General features: G+C 41.6%; 15 protein-coding genes, 1 tRNA gene and 2 pseudogenes. 12 read left to right on the forward strand and 6 right to left on the reverse strand.

The window, feature by feature from the left end; genetic code table 11:
* A pseudogene (locus tag BLW34_RS15445) lies at positions 1-109 on the reverse strand (IS110 family transposase); the annotation flags it as partial.
* A 355-nt stretch (positions 110-464) separates the two neighbouring features.
* On the opposite strand from BLW34_RS15445, the pseudogene BLW34_RS02975 reads away from it, so the two are divergent.
* The 12 genes and pseudogenes from BLW34_RS02975 to BLW34_RS03030 all read left to right on the forward strand — a co-directional run.
* Positions 465-647 (forward strand): annotated as a pseudogene (locus tag BLW34_RS02975) (IS1595 family transposase); the annotation flags it as partial.
* Positions 648-1786: 1139 nt separating this feature from the next.
* Complete coding sequence (gene secA, locus BLW34_RS02980; RefSeq protein WP_090575400.1) at positions 1787-4510, forward strand: preprotein translocase subunit SecA; 2724 nt, start codon at positions 1787-1789, stop codon at positions 4508-4510.
* 833 nt (positions 4511-5343) lie between these two features.
* Entirely contained in the window at positions 5344-5481 is a 138-nt protein-coding gene (locus BLW34_RS16005) for a hypothetical protein (RefSeq protein WP_177165939.1), read from the forward strand.
* A 177-nt stretch (positions 5482-5658) separates the two neighbouring features.
* Positions 5659-6051: a hypothetical protein gene (locus BLW34_RS02985; protein ID WP_090575403.1), complete on the forward strand. Its 393-nt coding sequence runs from the start codon at positions 5659-5661 to the stop codon at positions 6049-6051.
* Between the two features lie 131 nt (positions 6052-6182).
* A complete protein-coding gene (locus BLW34_RS02990) occupies positions 6183-6653 on the forward strand; it encodes a hypothetical protein (protein WP_090575406.1) in 471 nt (156 codons plus the stop codon).
* Between the two features lie 381 nt (positions 6654-7034).
* Positions 7035-7634 (forward strand): ubiquinol-cytochrome c reductase iron-sulfur subunit, encoded by a 600-nt coding sequence (gene petA, locus BLW34_RS02995; RefSeq protein WP_090575409.1) that lies wholly within the window; start codon positions 7035-7037, stop codon positions 7632-7634.
* Between the two features lies 1 nt (position 7635).
* A complete protein-coding gene (locus BLW34_RS03000) occupies positions 7636-8883 on the forward strand; it encodes a cytochrome b (RefSeq protein WP_090575412.1) in 1248 nt (415 codons plus the stop codon).
* Complete coding sequence (locus BLW34_RS03005) at positions 8880-9614, forward strand: cytochrome c1 (protein ID WP_090575415.1); 735 nt, start codon at positions 8880-8882, stop codon at positions 9612-9614. The genes BLW34_RS03000 and BLW34_RS03005 overlap by 4 nt, the downstream gene beginning before the upstream one ends.
* Positions 9615-9656: 42 nt before the next feature.
* Entirely contained in the window at positions 9657-10256 is a 600-nt protein-coding gene (locus BLW34_RS03010) for a glutathione S-transferase N-terminal domain-containing protein (protein WP_090544199.1), read from the forward strand.
* Complete coding sequence (locus BLW34_RS03015; protein WP_090575418.1) at positions 10253-10684, forward strand: ClpXP protease specificity-enhancing factor; 432 nt, start codon at positions 10253-10255, stop codon at positions 10682-10684. Before BLW34_RS03010 ends, BLW34_RS03015 begins: the two co-directional genes overlap by 4 nt.
* 75 nt (positions 10685-10759) lie before the next feature.
* A tRNA-Thr gene (locus BLW34_RS03020) sits at positions 10760-10835 on the forward strand.
* A gap of 515 nt (positions 10836-11350) precedes the next feature.
* Positions 11351-12199, forward strand: coding sequence for a PA4780 family RIO1-like protein kinase (locus BLW34_RS03030; protein ID WP_090575425.1), 849 nt, complete (start codon positions 11351-11353; stop codon positions 12197-12199).
* A 722-nt stretch (positions 12200-12921) separates the two neighbouring features.
* Here the strand turns inward: BLW34_RS03030 and BLW34_RS03035 are convergent.
* The 5 genes from BLW34_RS03035 to BLW34_RS17315 all read right to left on the reverse strand — a co-directional run bounded on the left by BLW34_RS03035 (position 12922) and on the right by BLW34_RS17315 (position 16088).
* Positions 12922-13182 (reverse strand): hypothetical protein, encoded by a 261-nt coding sequence (locus tag BLW34_RS03035; RefSeq protein WP_090575428.1) that lies wholly within the window; start codon positions 13180-13182, stop codon positions 12922-12924.
* A gap of 1323 nt (positions 13183-14505) precedes the next feature.
* Positions 14506-14778, reverse strand: a complete 273-nt coding sequence (locus BLW34_RS16340; protein WP_218138755.1) for a transposase — start codon at positions 14776-14778, stop codon at positions 14506-14508.
* 9 nt (positions 14779-14787) lie between these two features.
* Positions 14788-14991: a transposase gene (locus BLW34_RS16345; protein WP_090575435.1), complete on the reverse strand. Its 204-nt coding sequence runs from the start codon at positions 14989-14991 to the stop codon at positions 14788-14790.
* Positions 14969-15241 carry a transposase gene (locus tag BLW34_RS16350; RefSeq protein WP_090575438.1) on the reverse strand — a complete coding sequence of 91 codons (273 nt, stop codon included), beginning with the start codon at positions 15239-15241 and terminating at the stop codon, positions 14969-14971. Before BLW34_RS16350 ends, BLW34_RS16345 begins: the two co-directional genes overlap by 23 nt.
* Positions 15242-15899: 658 nt before the next feature.
* A complete protein-coding gene (locus BLW34_RS17315) occupies positions 15900-16088 on the reverse strand; it encodes a transposase (RefSeq protein WP_090575451.1) in 189 nt (62 codons plus the stop codon).
* Positions 16089-16857: the final 769 nt, after the last annotated feature.

Below are 16857 nucleotides of genomic sequence, written 5' to 3' on the forward strand. Positions count from 1 at the left end.
TCTCGCCTCGGCGGAGTTGCTTGCGCACCATGGCCCTCCCATGGAGATTTACTCCGTGAATCTGAAACACTTCCTTTGCCAGATCAATTCCAATTGTCGTAATTTTCATGTCGGACGCTCCTCTCTAGTTACAGGGTTTTAAACAACACTACTTTGGCACATCGTTGCCATTTAGGGTAGTGGGCGTCCATTCCATTACTATAGCGATTTTTTGTGCGATTGACGACTTTTGTCAGAGGTTTGAACCGTGGTGGGAGCAGCGCTTGTTGGAGTTGGCGCTGAAGCGACGTCGGCAGCGATTCACTTCTTTGTTAATTTGATAGCCGGGCTAGTGGCTTACACTTTCCGCGAGAAGAAGCCTTCCCTTAATATTAGATTTTCTCAGGTTCTTCCAGCCGTGGTGTGATGATTTTAATGTCGAACTCACGTTGAATATCAAAGCAGGTATCAGAATAAAAGAGCGAATCTTTCATATCCAGAACGTTAATTCCTATGACAGCCGGTTAAAGAAATGGCTGCAAAGATTCAATGGTGTGGCTACTCGCTATCTCGACGACTATCTAAGTTGGCGAAGGTTCTATGAAAGGCGTGCTGAAGATGCTGCCAATCTAAAATCATGGCTGATTGAAGCAATCAGACCAGCCTAAGTAAAGACTTCTCACATTTAATGCGAATAGAGCCTAAATTAATTAACAAGCTTGAATAGATTGCGCCCGCAGACCATGTCGAATTGGGTCTATACAGATTTCTTTGATACTATCTAATTTTGTTGCAAATAGCTCATAATCGGATGAGAGCCAAAAATATGTCACGTCTGAAGCGTGTTATGGAAAGGCGGATTGGATTGTTGTAAAAATTATATTTAAGTAATTATCCCAAATAAGCCTATATGTTCTATTTGGCGTAGTAATCGGCCTTCGACCGCAAGGCATTTGGAGGAAACATGATGAGGTTGGTAAAATGGATGATTTCTATATCTAATATAATCAGTCACTTAAAATTGTTCCTTGAAAGAGCTTACGAATAAATCTGCTGCACGTTTCGATTGCAGCATTGCGTGGTGTTTTTTTTTTTGCGCTTTGTTTATCGATTTGATAAGTGCTCAGGGAGCACTTATTTTGACAATTTTTGCCTTATTTAAATTAAACAATTAGTTATAGATTGAGTATATTGAAAAGAAGATAAGCGTTCACCAAGATTCTTGTTTGCTTTGTCAAAGGGACGGATACGTTCCTGGACATCTTGTGAGTTGTTTGTGCTGACTGCTATTTTGAGTGTGATAAGATGAGCATATTTATTAACTATTATGGACGATTTGGCGGATAGCTATACTAGAGATATCGAGCATCAGGTATTTCTTGAATAAATATACTCGTCACACTTCAAAATTCGGTTTTTATAATCCCTCATCCGACCTTCTCTCAGCGGGAGAAGGTATAGCTGCCGGATTTTGAAGTGCGATGAGTATAGTATCTAGGAGAATGTCAAAGTAAGAAGTTAAATCGTTTTATTAGCAACCTTCCCGAGATCTTGAGTCAAGAGAACAATATGCACTCAGTATTTTTTACGATTTATATTTTTATAACAAAATTGACTGATTATTTGTCTCTATCTTTGAATGCTTGAATAATTGATTTATACAAATAAATATAAGACTAGAAGCATATTATGATTATGTCATAAAAAACTGAGCAAAAAAATACCTCTTTTTTTATCTGCATTGTAGTGTCAGAAATCTAAAAATTCCTCATGATTAATTGATTGAAATTAATAAATTAAATATTTTATGCTAAACAATTTGCTTAAAAAGATCTTTGGTAGCCGCAATGACCGCTTGATCAAGCAATATTCACAAACTGTGCGTGCTGTTAACGAATTGGAATCAACTATTGCTCCTTTGTCCGATAGTGATCTGCGTAGTCAGACTCATAAATTCAAACAACGTTTCTCCAATGGTGAAACACTTGATGCGCTGCTGCCAGAAGCGTTTGCAGTGGTGCGTGAAGCGGGCAGGCGTGTGCTGGGAATGCGTCATTTTGATGTGCAGTTGATTGGAGGAATGGTATTGCATGGCGGGAAAATTGCTGAAATGCGTACCGGTGAAGGTAAAACGTTAATGGCCACACTGCCTGCCTATCTTAATGCCTTGACAGGACAAGGTGTGCATATTGTGACGGTAAACGATTATCTTGCCAGACGCGATGCAGATTGGATGGGGCAGATTTACCAATTTCTGGGCTTATCGGTTGGTGTAATCATTTCGCAAATGGCGCAAGACACGAAACAAGCTGCTTATGCTGCCGATATTACCTATGGCACAAACAATGAATATGGTTTTGATTACTTGCGTGACAACATGGTTGGTCATTCGGCTGAGCGTGTGCAACGTATGCTCAATTTTGCAATTGTTGATGAAGTCGACTCGATTCTGATCGATGAAGCGCGTACACCGTTGATTATATCAGGTCAGGCGGAGGGCGATACTGAGGTTTATGTGCGTATCAATGCATTAATACCCGAGCTTATCCGGCAAGAAACAGAGAATGGACCTGGCGACTATAGTGTTGATGAAAAATCCCAGCAGGTACAACTGAGTGAGGCAGGTTTTGAGCACGCTGAAAGATTGCTCGCTAAGGCTGGATTATTAGCGGCCGGAACAAGTCTTTATGATCCGGTCAATATCAATTTGATTCATCATCTCAATGCCGCATTACGCGCACACGTTTTATATAATTGTGATCAGCATTATGTGGTGCAAGATGGTGAAGTAATTATTGTTGACGAATTTACTGGGCGCTTAATGCCGGGAAGGCGGTGGTCAGAAGGACTTCATCAGGCTGTTGAGGCAAAAGAAAACGTTCCGATTCAGAAAGAAAACCAAACGCTTGCTTCGATTACATTCCAGAATTATTTTCGTATGTATCATAAACTTGCTGGTATGACAGGTACAGCGGATACTGAAGCTTTTGAGTTTCAGCAAATCTATGGACTCGAGACTGTCGTTATTCCACCACATCGCCCGATGATTCGCGAGGATCGGATGGATCAAGTCTTTCGCACCATGAAAGAAAAGCATCAAGCCATTCTGGAGGATATTAAGGATTGTTATCAGCGTGGCCAGCCAGCGCTTGTTGGAACGACTTCTATCGAGAATAACGAATTGCTTTCCTCTTTGTTGAACAAAGAAAAATTGCCACATCAAGTGCTTAATGCGAAGCAGCATGCTCGTGAAGCAGATATTATTGCTCAGGCAGGAAGGCCAAAAATGATTACGATTGCAACTAACATGGCTGGACGGGGTACTGATATTGTATTAGGAGGTAATCCGGAGCCGGAAATTCATCGTATTCGTTCAGATGAAGCCCTCGATGAGGAGACCAAAGCGAAGCGTGTCGCTGAAATACAGAGAGAGTGGCAGGAGCGGCATGATGAAGTAATTAAATTGGGTGGATTACACATCATAGGGACAGAACGTCATGAATCCCGCAGAATTGACAATCAGTTACGTGGACGTTCTGGACGACAAGGTGACTCCGGTTCGAGTCGTTTCTATCTTTCACTCGAAGATCCTTTGTTGCGTATTTTTGCATCTGACCGCGTGGCAAGTATTATGACGCGCCTTAAAATGCCAGAAGGGGAAGCGATAGAGCACCCATGGGTAACGCGTGCGATAGAAAATGCACAGCGGAAAGTTGAAGCCAGAAACTTTGATATCCGTAAGCAATTACTTGAATTTGATGATGTTGCTAATGATCAACGTAAAGTGATTTATCAACAACGAAATGAATTGCTGGAAGCGGAGCAAGATATCACGGAGACAATAACGGCTATTCAGGAAAATGTCATCAGCAATCTTTTCAATCTCCATATTCCTCCTCAGAGTATAGAAGAACAGTGGGATATCTCTGGATTAGAAAAAGCTTTGGCTAGCGATTATCATCTTCATTTACCAATTCATGATTGGCTAGATAAAGAATCTGATTTGCACGCTGAGAATTTGCTGGAAAGAGTTATGGAGGCAGCTCGTGCGCATTACCGTAGCAAATCAGAGATGGTCGGTAGCCATCTTATGCACCAGTACGAACGGGCAGTTATGCTGCATAGCCTCGATACTCATTGGCGAGAACATCTGGCAGCGTTGGATCATTTGCGACAAGGGATTCACTTACGCGGTTATGCGCATAAGAACCCAAAGGAAGAATATAAACGAGAAGCCTTTGAGCTATTCGCTAATATGCTTGAAGAGATAAAGGTTGAGGTCGCCAAAATACTCATGACTGTTCAAATAAAAGATGAGCAGCAAGTCGAAACAGCAACCGAAGCAGCTCATTTGCCTCCCAATATGCAGTATCACCATGCGACTTATGAAGAAGTATTAGATAACAAACAGCAAGATACTGAAGAAAAATCACAGCCTTTTGTTCGCAAGAGTAATAAAATTGGCCGCAATGATCCTTGTCCATGTGGTTCTGGGAAGAAATATAAGCAGTGCCATGGTAAACTGAAATAGTAAATTAATTGTAAGGATTAACCGTGCCGTCCCCAGTTTGATTGGGAAAAAATAGTTTGAGAGTATTTCCGAAGGAAAGGAGTAAAGTTATTCTGTGCGGTGTAGGTTATAGCCTGTGTAAGATTCTACGTTAATTGGCGTTTCTTTATGTGCCTATTCTAGGATCAGCTTTGACCGGCTACTGGTTAGTAATATGACAAACTCACAGTCTAGCGGTTGAGAAAACAGTTCTTTAGGGATGGGGTGGCTCTTAGAATGGAATCATTCTGCCGACTTGGTTAGTAAGTTGATTTGTCACTATCGATAAGGATCTACTTTTAGTTCGATCTGATAATAGTAGAAGGCAAGTTATAATGCTAGGGGATGCAGACAATGTTTTCAAAATAAACCATAGAAAGGATTTGATTTTGATTTAACGTTTTGTTAGGCATCTGCTCTCTATTTTTGCCAGATTAAACCTATCATCAGCAACGTCATCAAAAATTCCAGTGGAAGGCATTTTGAGAGAATATTCACTATTGTCCAACAGCTTACAGATTGTTTAATATAAGAAGCTTCTGTTTATATACCGAGAGTCTCGCATATTGCAAAATTGCCGGCTAATGGCGTATTCAAGATCGTTAATACTCGAACAAGTTTAACCTCTTATATGCTGAGGGCAGAGATTTCTGGGGGCTAGACTTTCTTCGGTACTCCTGTTTTAGTAAATCAAGCGCCTAAGGATCGCGATTCAAGCATACTAATATAAGGAAATGTCCTGTCACACAAGCGATCCGTTAAAATTGTAGCTATCTGAACATTCACCTCATTTGGTGAAAAGAGGAGGATCGGTGATGGAAGCTTTGGCGCAGGTGGTGCTTCCGTTCCAGGTGGAGGCGACAGACGAGTCATTGACAGCAAATGCCGGATTGGTGCTATTTGGTGAATTTATTTCCATAAATTTGGTAAAAACCACCGCCTTTAGACGGTGACCTTGACTTTAAATGTGTTGACTCATGCGCGTTTAGCATGGTGCGGGTAGACGACTTTAGTCGTCTGCACCCAAGCTGCGCTAACTCACCTACTTTCAGTAGGTGGTAGTTTAGTCAAGGTTTGGGGTTTAACCGGTGGCTACAGCAAGAGATGCCTAAACCCGGGAGCGGGCACGGATGCTGTGGGTGACTGGTTACGTCGTACTGGTACTGGAGAGGGGCTGGCGGGTCTTTCCCGCTATCCAACCGGTGGATCGTTGTCACGCGGATTCGGCAAACTGGCATCACTGCCCATACGCTGGATGGGGATGCTTCACAAATTATCGCCGAGAAGAAAGTGGCGCACTTTATCTACAAAGGGGAGCGGGGCTATATCCGATGATTGGTCATCTGGATGAGGCGAGTGTGGTGATTCATGATGAATTCCGTGAAGGCAATATTGCTCCGGCCAGCAGAAATCTTGAATTCATCGAGGACTGTGAAACCCACCTGCCCAAGGGGTATCGAATCGCCCATGTCCGTCTGAATTCGGCGGTTATCAGGCAAACATCTTCAACTGCTGTGAAGTAGCTAACAAAACCTTTACCATTGGTGGCCGGCTCGATAAGCCGACCCTCAGGGCCATCGAGGCTATCCCTGAATCAGATTAGAAGCATTATACCGATTGTGCCGTAGCCGAAACCACGCACAGCATGAATGATATGTCCAAGGCATTCCGCCTGATCGTGGTCAAATACAAACGCCAGGTTGAATTATTCGATGACAAGCCCAAGTACCATATAGTTGCAAGTAACCGTATCGAATCAGCTGAGACCGCATTGGTTTGGTATCGCCAACGCGGTGAAGTCTCTGAAAATGGTATAAAAGAATTGAAAATCGGCTTTGGCATGAACGCATGCCTTGCGGGCAGTTCGAGGCAAATGCCGCCTTTTTTTCGCATCGGCGTAATCGCTCATAACCTGTTCGCCTTGTTCAAGCGTTCTGCCTTGGGTGGTAATTGGCAGCGCCACCGGCTGGCAGCAGTATGTGCTGGCGGCTGTTTCATCTGCCAGGAAAAGTGGTGCGTCACGCCCGTACGCTGGTGCTCAAGATCGCCACCGAGTTCGTCGAGTTATTCCGAGACAGCCGTACTAAAAGCTACTAATTCGCACGATCTCTCGCTCCCTGGCTGACCAGCGCTTTCCTTTCTTGGTTCTACTCCCCACAGCAGGAACAAACTCGCTCTTGGAAATAAAATGTGCTAATAACACCGAAAATAGCGGTATCATGCGCGTGACTGCCATCAAATTTACTGATTCTCCCTTGTTTTCTCCCTCGCGAGCGAATCTCAGCGTACCCGAGGATGAGATTAAAAAACAATCGCGGATTTTGAGAAACCTATATATTACCCTGTTATGTAAAGGGCTATGTTATACTTAAAAAGTATGCTTCTTAGGTGTATAACGTTCTTTGAGTATTTTGGGAAGTAAAATATAAAGTTAAATAACAGGTTGATCGGCTCTTGGTAGGAGTTGATTCTGGGTAGAAAATTCATTGGATGGAATTATTAAAAAATGGCAGACAGTAGTGGTGAGATGAATAGTCGGCGTCGTTTTCTAGTACTGGCCACATCTGTGGCGGGCGGAATTGCTGGCGTTGCGGTGGCGACTCCATTTGTGTTGAGTATGATGCCTAGTGAACGCGCTAAAGCAGCTGGAGCGCCGGTGGAAGTGGATATTAGTAAATTGGAATCAGGTATGCTGCTGATGGTTGAGTGGCGGGGAAAGGTGGTATGGGTTCTTAAGCGTACACAGGAAATGCTGGAAAACTTGAAGAAAATGGAAAACCAGCTAGCTGACCCTAATTCGGAAAAAAAACAGCAGCCAGCTTATGCTCAGAATGTGACACGTTCTATTAAACCTGAAATTCTTGTGGTGGAGGGTGTATGTACACACCTTGGCTGCTCCCCAGTATTTAGGAAGGATATTGCTCCTGCTGATTTAGGTGCTGATTGGCTAGGTGGTTTTTTCTGCCCGTGCCATGGTTCAAAATTTGATTTGGCAGGGCGTGTTTACAAGAGTGTTCCGGCGCCTACTAATTTGGTTGTACCTCCTCATACCTATTTGAGTGAAAATCGGCTTTTAATCGGCTCTGAAAGCAAGGAATCTGTATAAAATGAGTAAACAAGAAAATTCGATGATGGAATGGATTGATAAGCGCTTTCCAATGACTGCTACCTGGAGAGCGCATCTTTCTGAATATTATGCCCCTAAGAATTTTAATTTTTGGTATTACTTTGGTTCGCTAGCAATGCTTGTGCTGGTCAATCAATTGATTACCGGTATTTTTCTTACTATGAGCTATAAGCCTGATGCTAGTCTTGCATTTGCATCAGTTGAATACGTCATGCGCGATGTGAATTTTGGTTGGTTGATTCGGTATATGCATTCTACGGGAGCTTCCATGTTTTTTGTGGTGGTTTATCTGCATATGTTCCGAGGGATGATGTATGGCTCTTATCGCAAGCCACGCGAACTTTTATGGCTGATAGGCATGGCGATTTTTTTCGTGCTGATGAGTTTAGCTTTCACTGGATATATTTTACCTTGGGGACAAATGTCTTATTGGGGTGCTCAGGTAATTGTGAGTATGTTTGGAGCGATTCCACTTATCGGCGAAACGTTATCAAACTGGATCTTGGGAGATTTCATGCTCTCGGACGCAGCGCTTAACCGTTTTTTTGCATACCATGTGGTGACGTTGCCATTGTTGATAATTGTTCTGGTATTTGTTCATATTATCGCATTACATGAAGTAGGTTCTAATAATCCAGATGGAATAGAAATCAAATCTAACAAAGATCCAAAAACGGGAATTCCAGTGGATGGAATACCATTTCATCCTTACTACTCTGTAAAGGATATATTCGGAGTGGTGGCATTTCTAATTGTGTTTTGCGGTATTATATTTTTTGTTCCTGAGATGGGTGGATATTTTCTTGAATATAATAATTTTATTCCTGCAAATACGTTACAAACACCTGATCATATTGCGCCTGTATGGTATTTCACCCCTTATTATTCTATGTTGAGGGCAGTCACGGTTAATTTTCTCTGGATAGATGCGAAACTGTGGGGTGTTATTTTGATGGCGGCTGCAGTAATTATCTTTTGTTTCTTGCCATGGCTGGATCGTAGTCCTGTCAAATCGATACGTTATAAAGGACCAATCTTTAAGTTTGCGCTTACGCTTTTTGTAATAAGTTTTCTTGTGCTTGGCTGGCTTGGTACAAAAGCGCCGACTCCCTTATATACATTATTAGCTCAAATATTTACAGTTATTTATTTTGCATTTTTTGTTCTTATGCCATGGTATAGCAAGATAGATAAAACAAAACCTGAACCAAAAAGAGTGACAAAATGAGATTAATAAAATTACTGCTTTTTTTTATCAGCTTGACTCCAATTTTTGTTTTTGCTGCTGCCGCTGACATAAAACTTGATAGGGCACCAATTGATACATCTGACAATGCATCGTTGCAGCGCGGCGCACAAAGTTTTGTTAATTATTGCTTAACTTGTCATGGTGCTAGCTATATGCGTTATAACCGGCATCAAGATATTGAGCTAACTAATCAAGAAATCAGTGGGAGTCTTATTCATACTGGACAAAAAGTTGGCGATCTTATGTTGACTTCTATGAAAAAAAAGGAAGCTGAAGAATGGTTTGGGGTTGCTCCTCCTGATTTATCCATAATTGCTCGCTCCAGGGGTGCCGATTGGCTGTATACCTATCTTAGAGCTTTTTACAAAGATGATTCTACTTCTTCAGGCTGGAATAATTTGATTTTTGATAAGGTTGCAATGCCGCATGTTTTGTACCAGTTACAAGGCCAGCAAGTGCTTAACATTAAATCGGTTGGTGATGGAAAAGGCAGCTCGGAAGTTAAGGAATTAGAGCTTAGTGTACCTGGCGCTCTTTCCAAACAAGAATACGATAAATTTGTTACAGATCTGGTAAACTACATGGTTTATTTGGGTGAGCCCCATGCAAATTATCGTAAGAAACTTGGAATGATTGTCATGATCTTCTTGCTTGGTATGCTTGGTTTGACTTATTTATTAAAACGCGAATATTGGAGAGATGTACACTAGTAAATCATTGAATCAAAGTACTAAAAAGATGTATAAGTCATCATGATGACGCTGTATTCTACTGCAACATGTCCTTTTAGCCACCGATGCCGCATCGTGTTGCATGAAAAGGACATGGATTTTCAGGTCATTGATGTAGATCCTCATAATAAACCAGAAGATTTGGCTGTGATTAGCCCCTATGGTCGCGTGCCAGTTCTGATTGAGCGAGATCTAGTATTGTATGAATCGAATATTATCAATGAGTACATTGATGATCGTTTTCCTCACCCTCAGTTGATGCCGGCAGAACCAGTAATGCGTGCCCGAGCAAGACTGTTATTGCATCGATTTGAGCAAGAATTATTTTGTCATATTGAGACTGTTGAGCAGAATGATCAAAAGATAGCTGATAAAATGAGAGTAGCGATTGCTGATAGTCTGACAATGATCGCGCCAATATTTGATAAGCAAAAATATATGCTGGGTGATGAATATTCTATGTTGGATGTAGCCATAGCGCCTTTACTATGGAGACTGGATCATTATGGAGTTCGTCTGCCAAAACAGGCTGCACCATTACTCAAGTATTCTGAGAGATTATTCAGCAGGCCACTATTTATTGATGCTTTAACACCTTCAGAGAAATTAATGCGTAAATGAAGGTTCCTGCGACTAAGCCTTATTTAATACGAGCTGTTTATGAATGGTGTATTGATAATGAATTGACTGCCTATATTTCTGTTGATTTTGATCGGAATACATTAGTGCCTGAGGAATATGTAAGAGATGGAGAAATTACTCTGGATATTAGTCCTCTAGCTGCTTGTGATCTATTGATCGACAATGAAGTGGTTCAATTTACGGCGCGCTTTAATGGCATATCAAGGAGGATATCAATACCAGTTGGCGCAATCAAGGCGATATTCTCAAAAGAGATCAATCAAGGTTTATTTTTTTCTCCTGAAATTGAGGAAAATGCACCATGCACTTTTAAGAATGAAGATACAAATTGTTTAGGATCCACATCAAATAATTATCTGGCGCATGAGGATAGAGGGGATCGAGTTCATTTAAAGATCGTTAGATAACAATTGTTTACTGCATAATAGCCTAAGGTTTATAATTTTAATATATTTGTTTTTTTAACATATTTATTTCTATGAGCCGGCATAGCTCAGATGGTAGAGCAGCTGATTTGTAATCAGAAGGTCCCGAGTTCGATTCTTGGTGTCGGCACCATAAAATTCAAGGCATTAGGCGTCAGTATCTAAAGATTTTCAATTCTGAGTCACCATGAAGTTACCACGATAAATAGAAGTAGGCAGTAAGCTATAGGCATTATTGATCACTTCTCTCCGCTTGAGGTTCCATCAAAACATATTGCGGCTTCAATAAAGCCGGATAACTTTTTATAAGGGCTGAACTACTAACTAAATGGGATGAAGGATGAAAGAGTTTCCCTTTACTGCTTTATCCGTAGAGGGCCTCCTCCCAGGGAAATTGGTGATCCATTTGCATTGATACAAGAACTGGATCATACAGATTCTAATTTCTATAAACTCCTCTTCAAAAACAACAACATCATTGCCAAATAAGAAAAACGCTGTTGTTATACTGGGAAAATTCTTAGTTGCAACTACAAAGAGCTTCAGATACCTCATTTCAAATCCTGTTTTTACTTTTTCTTCTGTGTATTTTTGGTTATGAATGGTATTTAAGATGAACCTCAAAATATAAGCGTAGTAATTACACTGATGAAAACTCCAAAAAGAATTGAACCGCTGATCCAAGATGGCTTTGTCGATGAGGTTATCCGACAATTAATGAGTGGCAAAGAAGCCTCGGTTTACGTAGTTCGCTGCGGAGAAGAGATACGTTGCGCTAAAGCATACAAAGAAGCCAACAAACGTAGTTTTCGCCAAAATACGGATTACACCGAAGGCCGCAAAGTAAAAAACAGCCGTCGTGCACGAGCCATGGAAAAAGGTACTCGGTATGGACGCAAAGCACAGGAAGAATCCTGGCAAAATGCCGAGGTAGATGCCCTGTACCGACTCGCTGCTGCTGGTGTGCGTGTGCCCAGGCCATACGACTTCCATGAGGGCGTACTATTGATGGAGCTGATGATCGACAGCAATGGCAATGCAGCCCCACGGCTCAACGATCTTGCGCTTACTGCAGAATTATCTCGTGAGTATCACCGCATGTTAGTTGCTCAAGTGGTTCGCATGCTTTGTGCTGGAATCATCCACGGTGATCTGTCTGAATACAACGTGCTAGTCGACAGCACAGGACCTGTCATTATCGACTTGCCACAAGCTATCGACGCAGCTGCCAATAACCAAGCTTGTAAAATGCTGCTACGTGATGTTGAGAACTTGGCTATATACTTCGGTCAGTTTGCGCCTGAATTGCTAGCCACCAGTTATGGTATGGAGATATGGTCACTCTACCAAAGTGGACAACTTCATCCAGAAAGTGATTTGACCGGACACTTCGAGTATATTGAGAAAACAGTCAATATTAAAAGCATCTTGCGTGAAATCAACGACACACTTAAAGAAGAAGAGGCACGGAAACTAAGGCGTACTGTCAATTCATGAGCCTATTTGTCTGCTCATGTCCCCTGTTTTATCCATAACAACGTCACAACCAAGTATTGGTGCTGGTTCTACTGTTACTCTTCTGTTATCGCTCCTTTCTCATCCGTATCATTTCTTTGATTTTATCTTTCTAAGATTACGAAGATGGCCTGCTACTTGATTGAATATGATGCGGTTATGTCTGTGCAAAATTGATAATTGATCATTCAATTGAGTGCCGAACTGTTAATCCGCAGAAACAATGTTTGAGATCTGGTCAGATAACTCAATAAAACAGTAAGTTAAATATAATTAAGAAGCTAATGATTATTTATCAGTAGTCTTATAGTAGACTATTCAAGCCATGGAGATGAAGCAAAGATAGTAAGGTATGGACAAAAGAACCGTAAGACTTGATCCATTCCAGCACGCCGTGGGACTAAACACCTAATTTAATGATAAAAGTATAAATTGATAGAATATCTATCAATTAAAATACAACTAAATTTAAAAAATAAAGAACATGGGCCGTGTTTTTAATGGAAATGGCCCATGTCCTCTTATTTATGAAGAATTACTTGCTTATCGCTTGCTTCCCAATGCATCCATTTATATAGCTAGCGCCAATACAATCTTTCACTTTCAACTGTAAAATGGCTGAATAACCTATGCTTATAGCTCAGAATTGCTATTTTAAATTCCCTATTTAAATGCATTTAATCAGCGAGGAATTACTCAGTAATTTAGTATCCGCCACCTGAATTAGAGCCTTTTGGGTGCGAGCTAGCGGTTTTTTTCATTACATCACCACATTTTACCTTAGTGCCATCTGTCCGATCTTTAATTTGCTCTTCCGGCTTCTTATCTTTGCAAGCCATTAAATTCAAAATATCTTGCGCCCTAATAGGTGCTAATGAAGAAGTCGTATTCCCGCTAGCAAAAGTAGTAGAGGCAGAACCTAATATTAATATAGAAATAAAAATAGAGATAATAGATTTTTTCATGTTTAACTCCTTTTAATTTAGTGATAGCGAATCGTTTTTTATGGCCTAACTATTATATATAGCAATCAATTTATCATACTCGAAAATAACAATGTTATTTTTAACGGAAACGAGTGCTTCATAGCCTGTCAGTATATAACAGCGTTTTTTATTTGTCAGGTAGTTTTAATCTATGAGAGTCAAGGCTATGATAGTTGAGGAATCATCAAACTAAAATCATATTAACATGCCACAGAATATCAGTGCTTTAACATAATGATTTTATGCATTACATCAGATAAGATATTCTCATTAAAATTAATGTAGTATTTCATTCATATCGGAACTCATTATATTTCTTTATTTCCATTCCAGAATGGAATGATGATACTCATGCAAATTGCCCTCCGGGGGGGGTGTCGAGCAAAGAAGAGCGAGCTAAGTCCGATGGGTTGGTGTGTTTCAAGGTGACGAGTGGCAAGCTGGAACAGCGTATTGTATTGTTGGTGACTGACGGAATGCGAAATTAGGTTGAGATGAGGAGGATTCAAGTTGCGCGTGAGCGGTTTGTGGCGCGTTTCCGATCAAAGTGGATGTCGCTCGATTGAGCGAATTTACTGCCCGGTATCAGCCGAAAGCGGTAAAGCACTGGCGTGCGTACACGATGGTCAAAGCGCTGAGGTGAGTCCGACCAGTGTCTTGCGGGACTCGCGTGTACCCGAGCTAAAGTTCCATCTGGTACACAGTTTCAAGAGATGAGATCTCGTGCGATCCATAGTTTGTCGAGAGAGTGGAGGGCATCGTAGTTTGATACCTGCTGCCACCTGGGCAAGCACTGGTGCGGTATTGTGATGAGATCAGCCAAGTGGAGGCACACTGGATCAAGCTCAATTTGGGTTATCTTTACAGCAGGTGCAGCAGGGGTGGATGGGCAGCATAACTTACGCATGCTTACCAACGCAATGGTAAAACTATTCTGTTCGCTGCGCTAGATGTGCTCAATGGCAAAGTGATTGCCCAGTGCCGATCGCGATGCCGCTACAGCGAGTGGCTTAAATTTCTGAAAAAGATTGACTGTGAAAAACGCCTAGAAGGACAAAATGCTGCATCTGATCGTTGCTAATTACGTCACGCACAAACAGGAGTTCTCTAAGTTAGAATGGCGATTGACAATTTCTCCCACGAATTGGATGCCGTAATCTTCTTGCCAACAAAGTACGCATGATTTTCTCGTCAACTGACTGGTTTTGGGTTATGCTAGGTGCCGGGTTGACTTGCAACACTAAATGTTTGGTCCCACGGCGTGCTGGAATGGATCAACGTTAGAAGCTGTCTGGTAAAACATTAGACGCATTTTGCAAGTGTTATTTTCATCATGGCGATTCGAATCATATTTTCGGCAGTGCCGGGCAGGATCTCGAAGTCCTTGGATAAACGGCGAAAGTTACCCAACCAGGAGAACGTGCGTTCGACCACCCACCGCTTCGGTAAAACAGCCCATTTACCTTCGACTTTTTCTGAAATGTGCAAGGACAGGCCTAACCCATTAGCTGCGAAGTCAACCGCTGTGCATCGATAGCCGGCATCCCCCGGTCCCCCGAGAACGCTTTGAGCCAAGGGTATTTATTAACAACACCTTCCAATACCGCAAGCACTTTTGGTATCGCTCAGGTTAGCGGCATGTACTTTGATGAGGAGTAAATTGCCGAGAATATCTACCACAATATGGCGCTTGTGACCTTTGACCTTTTTGCCGCTATTGATGCCTCGTTCTTCACTGGCATACTGGATTTTCACGCTTTGCGCATCAATGATGCCATAACTGGGCACAGTACAACGTCCCGCTTTTTGGCGACGGCAGATTGTCAGTTGATCCAGGCTTCTCCCAGACACCACACTTGTTCCCCCGGCTAAAATGATTGTATACGGTCTGCCAGGGAGGAAAATCGTTCGGCATCAGCCGCCACTGGATACCGCTTCTGACGACAGACAGAATGGCATTCACAATGACTCTTTTGCTATGTTTATGGCTATTGCCTCGTTTGCTGACAGGATCAAACTCTTTTTTATCAAGTTCCATTCCTCATCATTTATATCCGTTTTGTATGACATCTCTTAGCTTACTATCAAAAAAATACTTGATTCTAATGGAAATCGTTTTGCCAGACAGCTTCTGATTGGGCCCATCTGCAATATAAGCTGTCGGTTTCTTTGTCGTGGCTGGATTGTGGCTGCACGACCTCGGTGATGTAACTGACCAGCATCACGTAAAATACGATAGAAACTGCTTTCTGACGCCAGATAAATAGCGTTGTCCGCTAGTGCAGGTACAATCTGTTTGGGTGTCTGGCTGCAGAATTCTTTACTGTTACAAACGTCGAGAATATGCTTTCTTTCCTGTTCACTGAGTTTGTTGGCAGGGGTTTTCTTGACTGTTTGCCGACGATCTTCCAAGCCAATATGGTGCCAGTATTGTAGCGTGCGGCTGTTTCTGCCAGTGCCTTTTCCTTGGTCTGAGTTCAGATTCCAGACGTTTTATCTGCTTCCTGTCTTCCTGACGGTAGCGATTCTTTTCTTTCTCAGTCTGAGCATGGCGTTGATACCCTGACAGCGCTGCCGTTTTCCATTGATCAATCTGTTCTGGGTAGAGGCCTTTACTGCGGCAATACTCACTCAGTTGTGCGCTATTCAAACCCGCTGTTTCTATTACAACCGCCAGTTTATCTTCTGCTGTCCAGTCATCTTGCTTTACTGCTATCTTCCGGCACTGCGATTACCCTGTTCCTGTATTCTTTTCTCCATTGGTAGAGCGTAACATCAGATACGCCGGTTTCTTTACACAATTGTGGAACAGATACCCCATTGGGTGGCATCATCTTCTTGATTACTGATTCCTTGAATTCTTTCGAATAGCTCTTTTGCATCATCTCCTCTCGCTTCGCCCTTCAAGTTTTTAGGTTTCAAATGAGGCGAAAGTATCCTGACACATAGGGATCGACTACTTAAATTTCCAGAATAATAGAAGAAATCATCTTCTGTTTCCCTTATTGGAAATTATATGAGTCACTGATAATGCTCATTAAGTCATCGGTAAAAGTCATAGCAAAAAAGTAATTTAAAACGTAGTGAGTGGTCTGTTAAGTTATTAAAAAAGTAAGAGAAAAGGGAATAGATTGCGTACTCACAAAAACTAATAGCATTTACTGGTCGGTTATGGTTTATTGCGTCAATTTTTTGACTCAACTTGCTGAATATGAGGAAGATGGGTTTGCAAATACAGCTAAGAAATTGCATTGGGAATCGATATTGTCGCGACTTGAATATTTTATCAAGCAATAGATTATTAAATGACTTTTTTGCCGCTTTTAAGGTTATCTATAGCGGTATTGCAAATACCGAAATTGTTGTATGAATGGCTATTTTATACCCTAACGTTGCCGTTTGATTTTAGCCGTTATACGAAGGTAGATGAAACTGTCAGTCTGAAGGTGACGGTGAATATTGTTGCCGATCATAAGCTAATTTTTCTATAAAAACGCTTGAATATAAAGCTTTAGGAGATCAGTATGCTGCTAATTCTAGATTCCAATTGCATAAAATTTTTAATCTTATAGTTCGGAACTCTCCATTTTCTCTGTAGGATTTCAAGTTTAGATTGGTAATGTCAAATTCTGGCAGTAACTCCAATCTATGCTG

The organism is Nitrosomonas sp. Nm58 (assembly GCF_900107335.1).
In the GTDB taxonomy this organism is placed as follows: Bacteria; Pseudomonadota; Gammaproteobacteria; order Burkholderiales; family Nitrosomonadaceae; genus Nitrosomonas.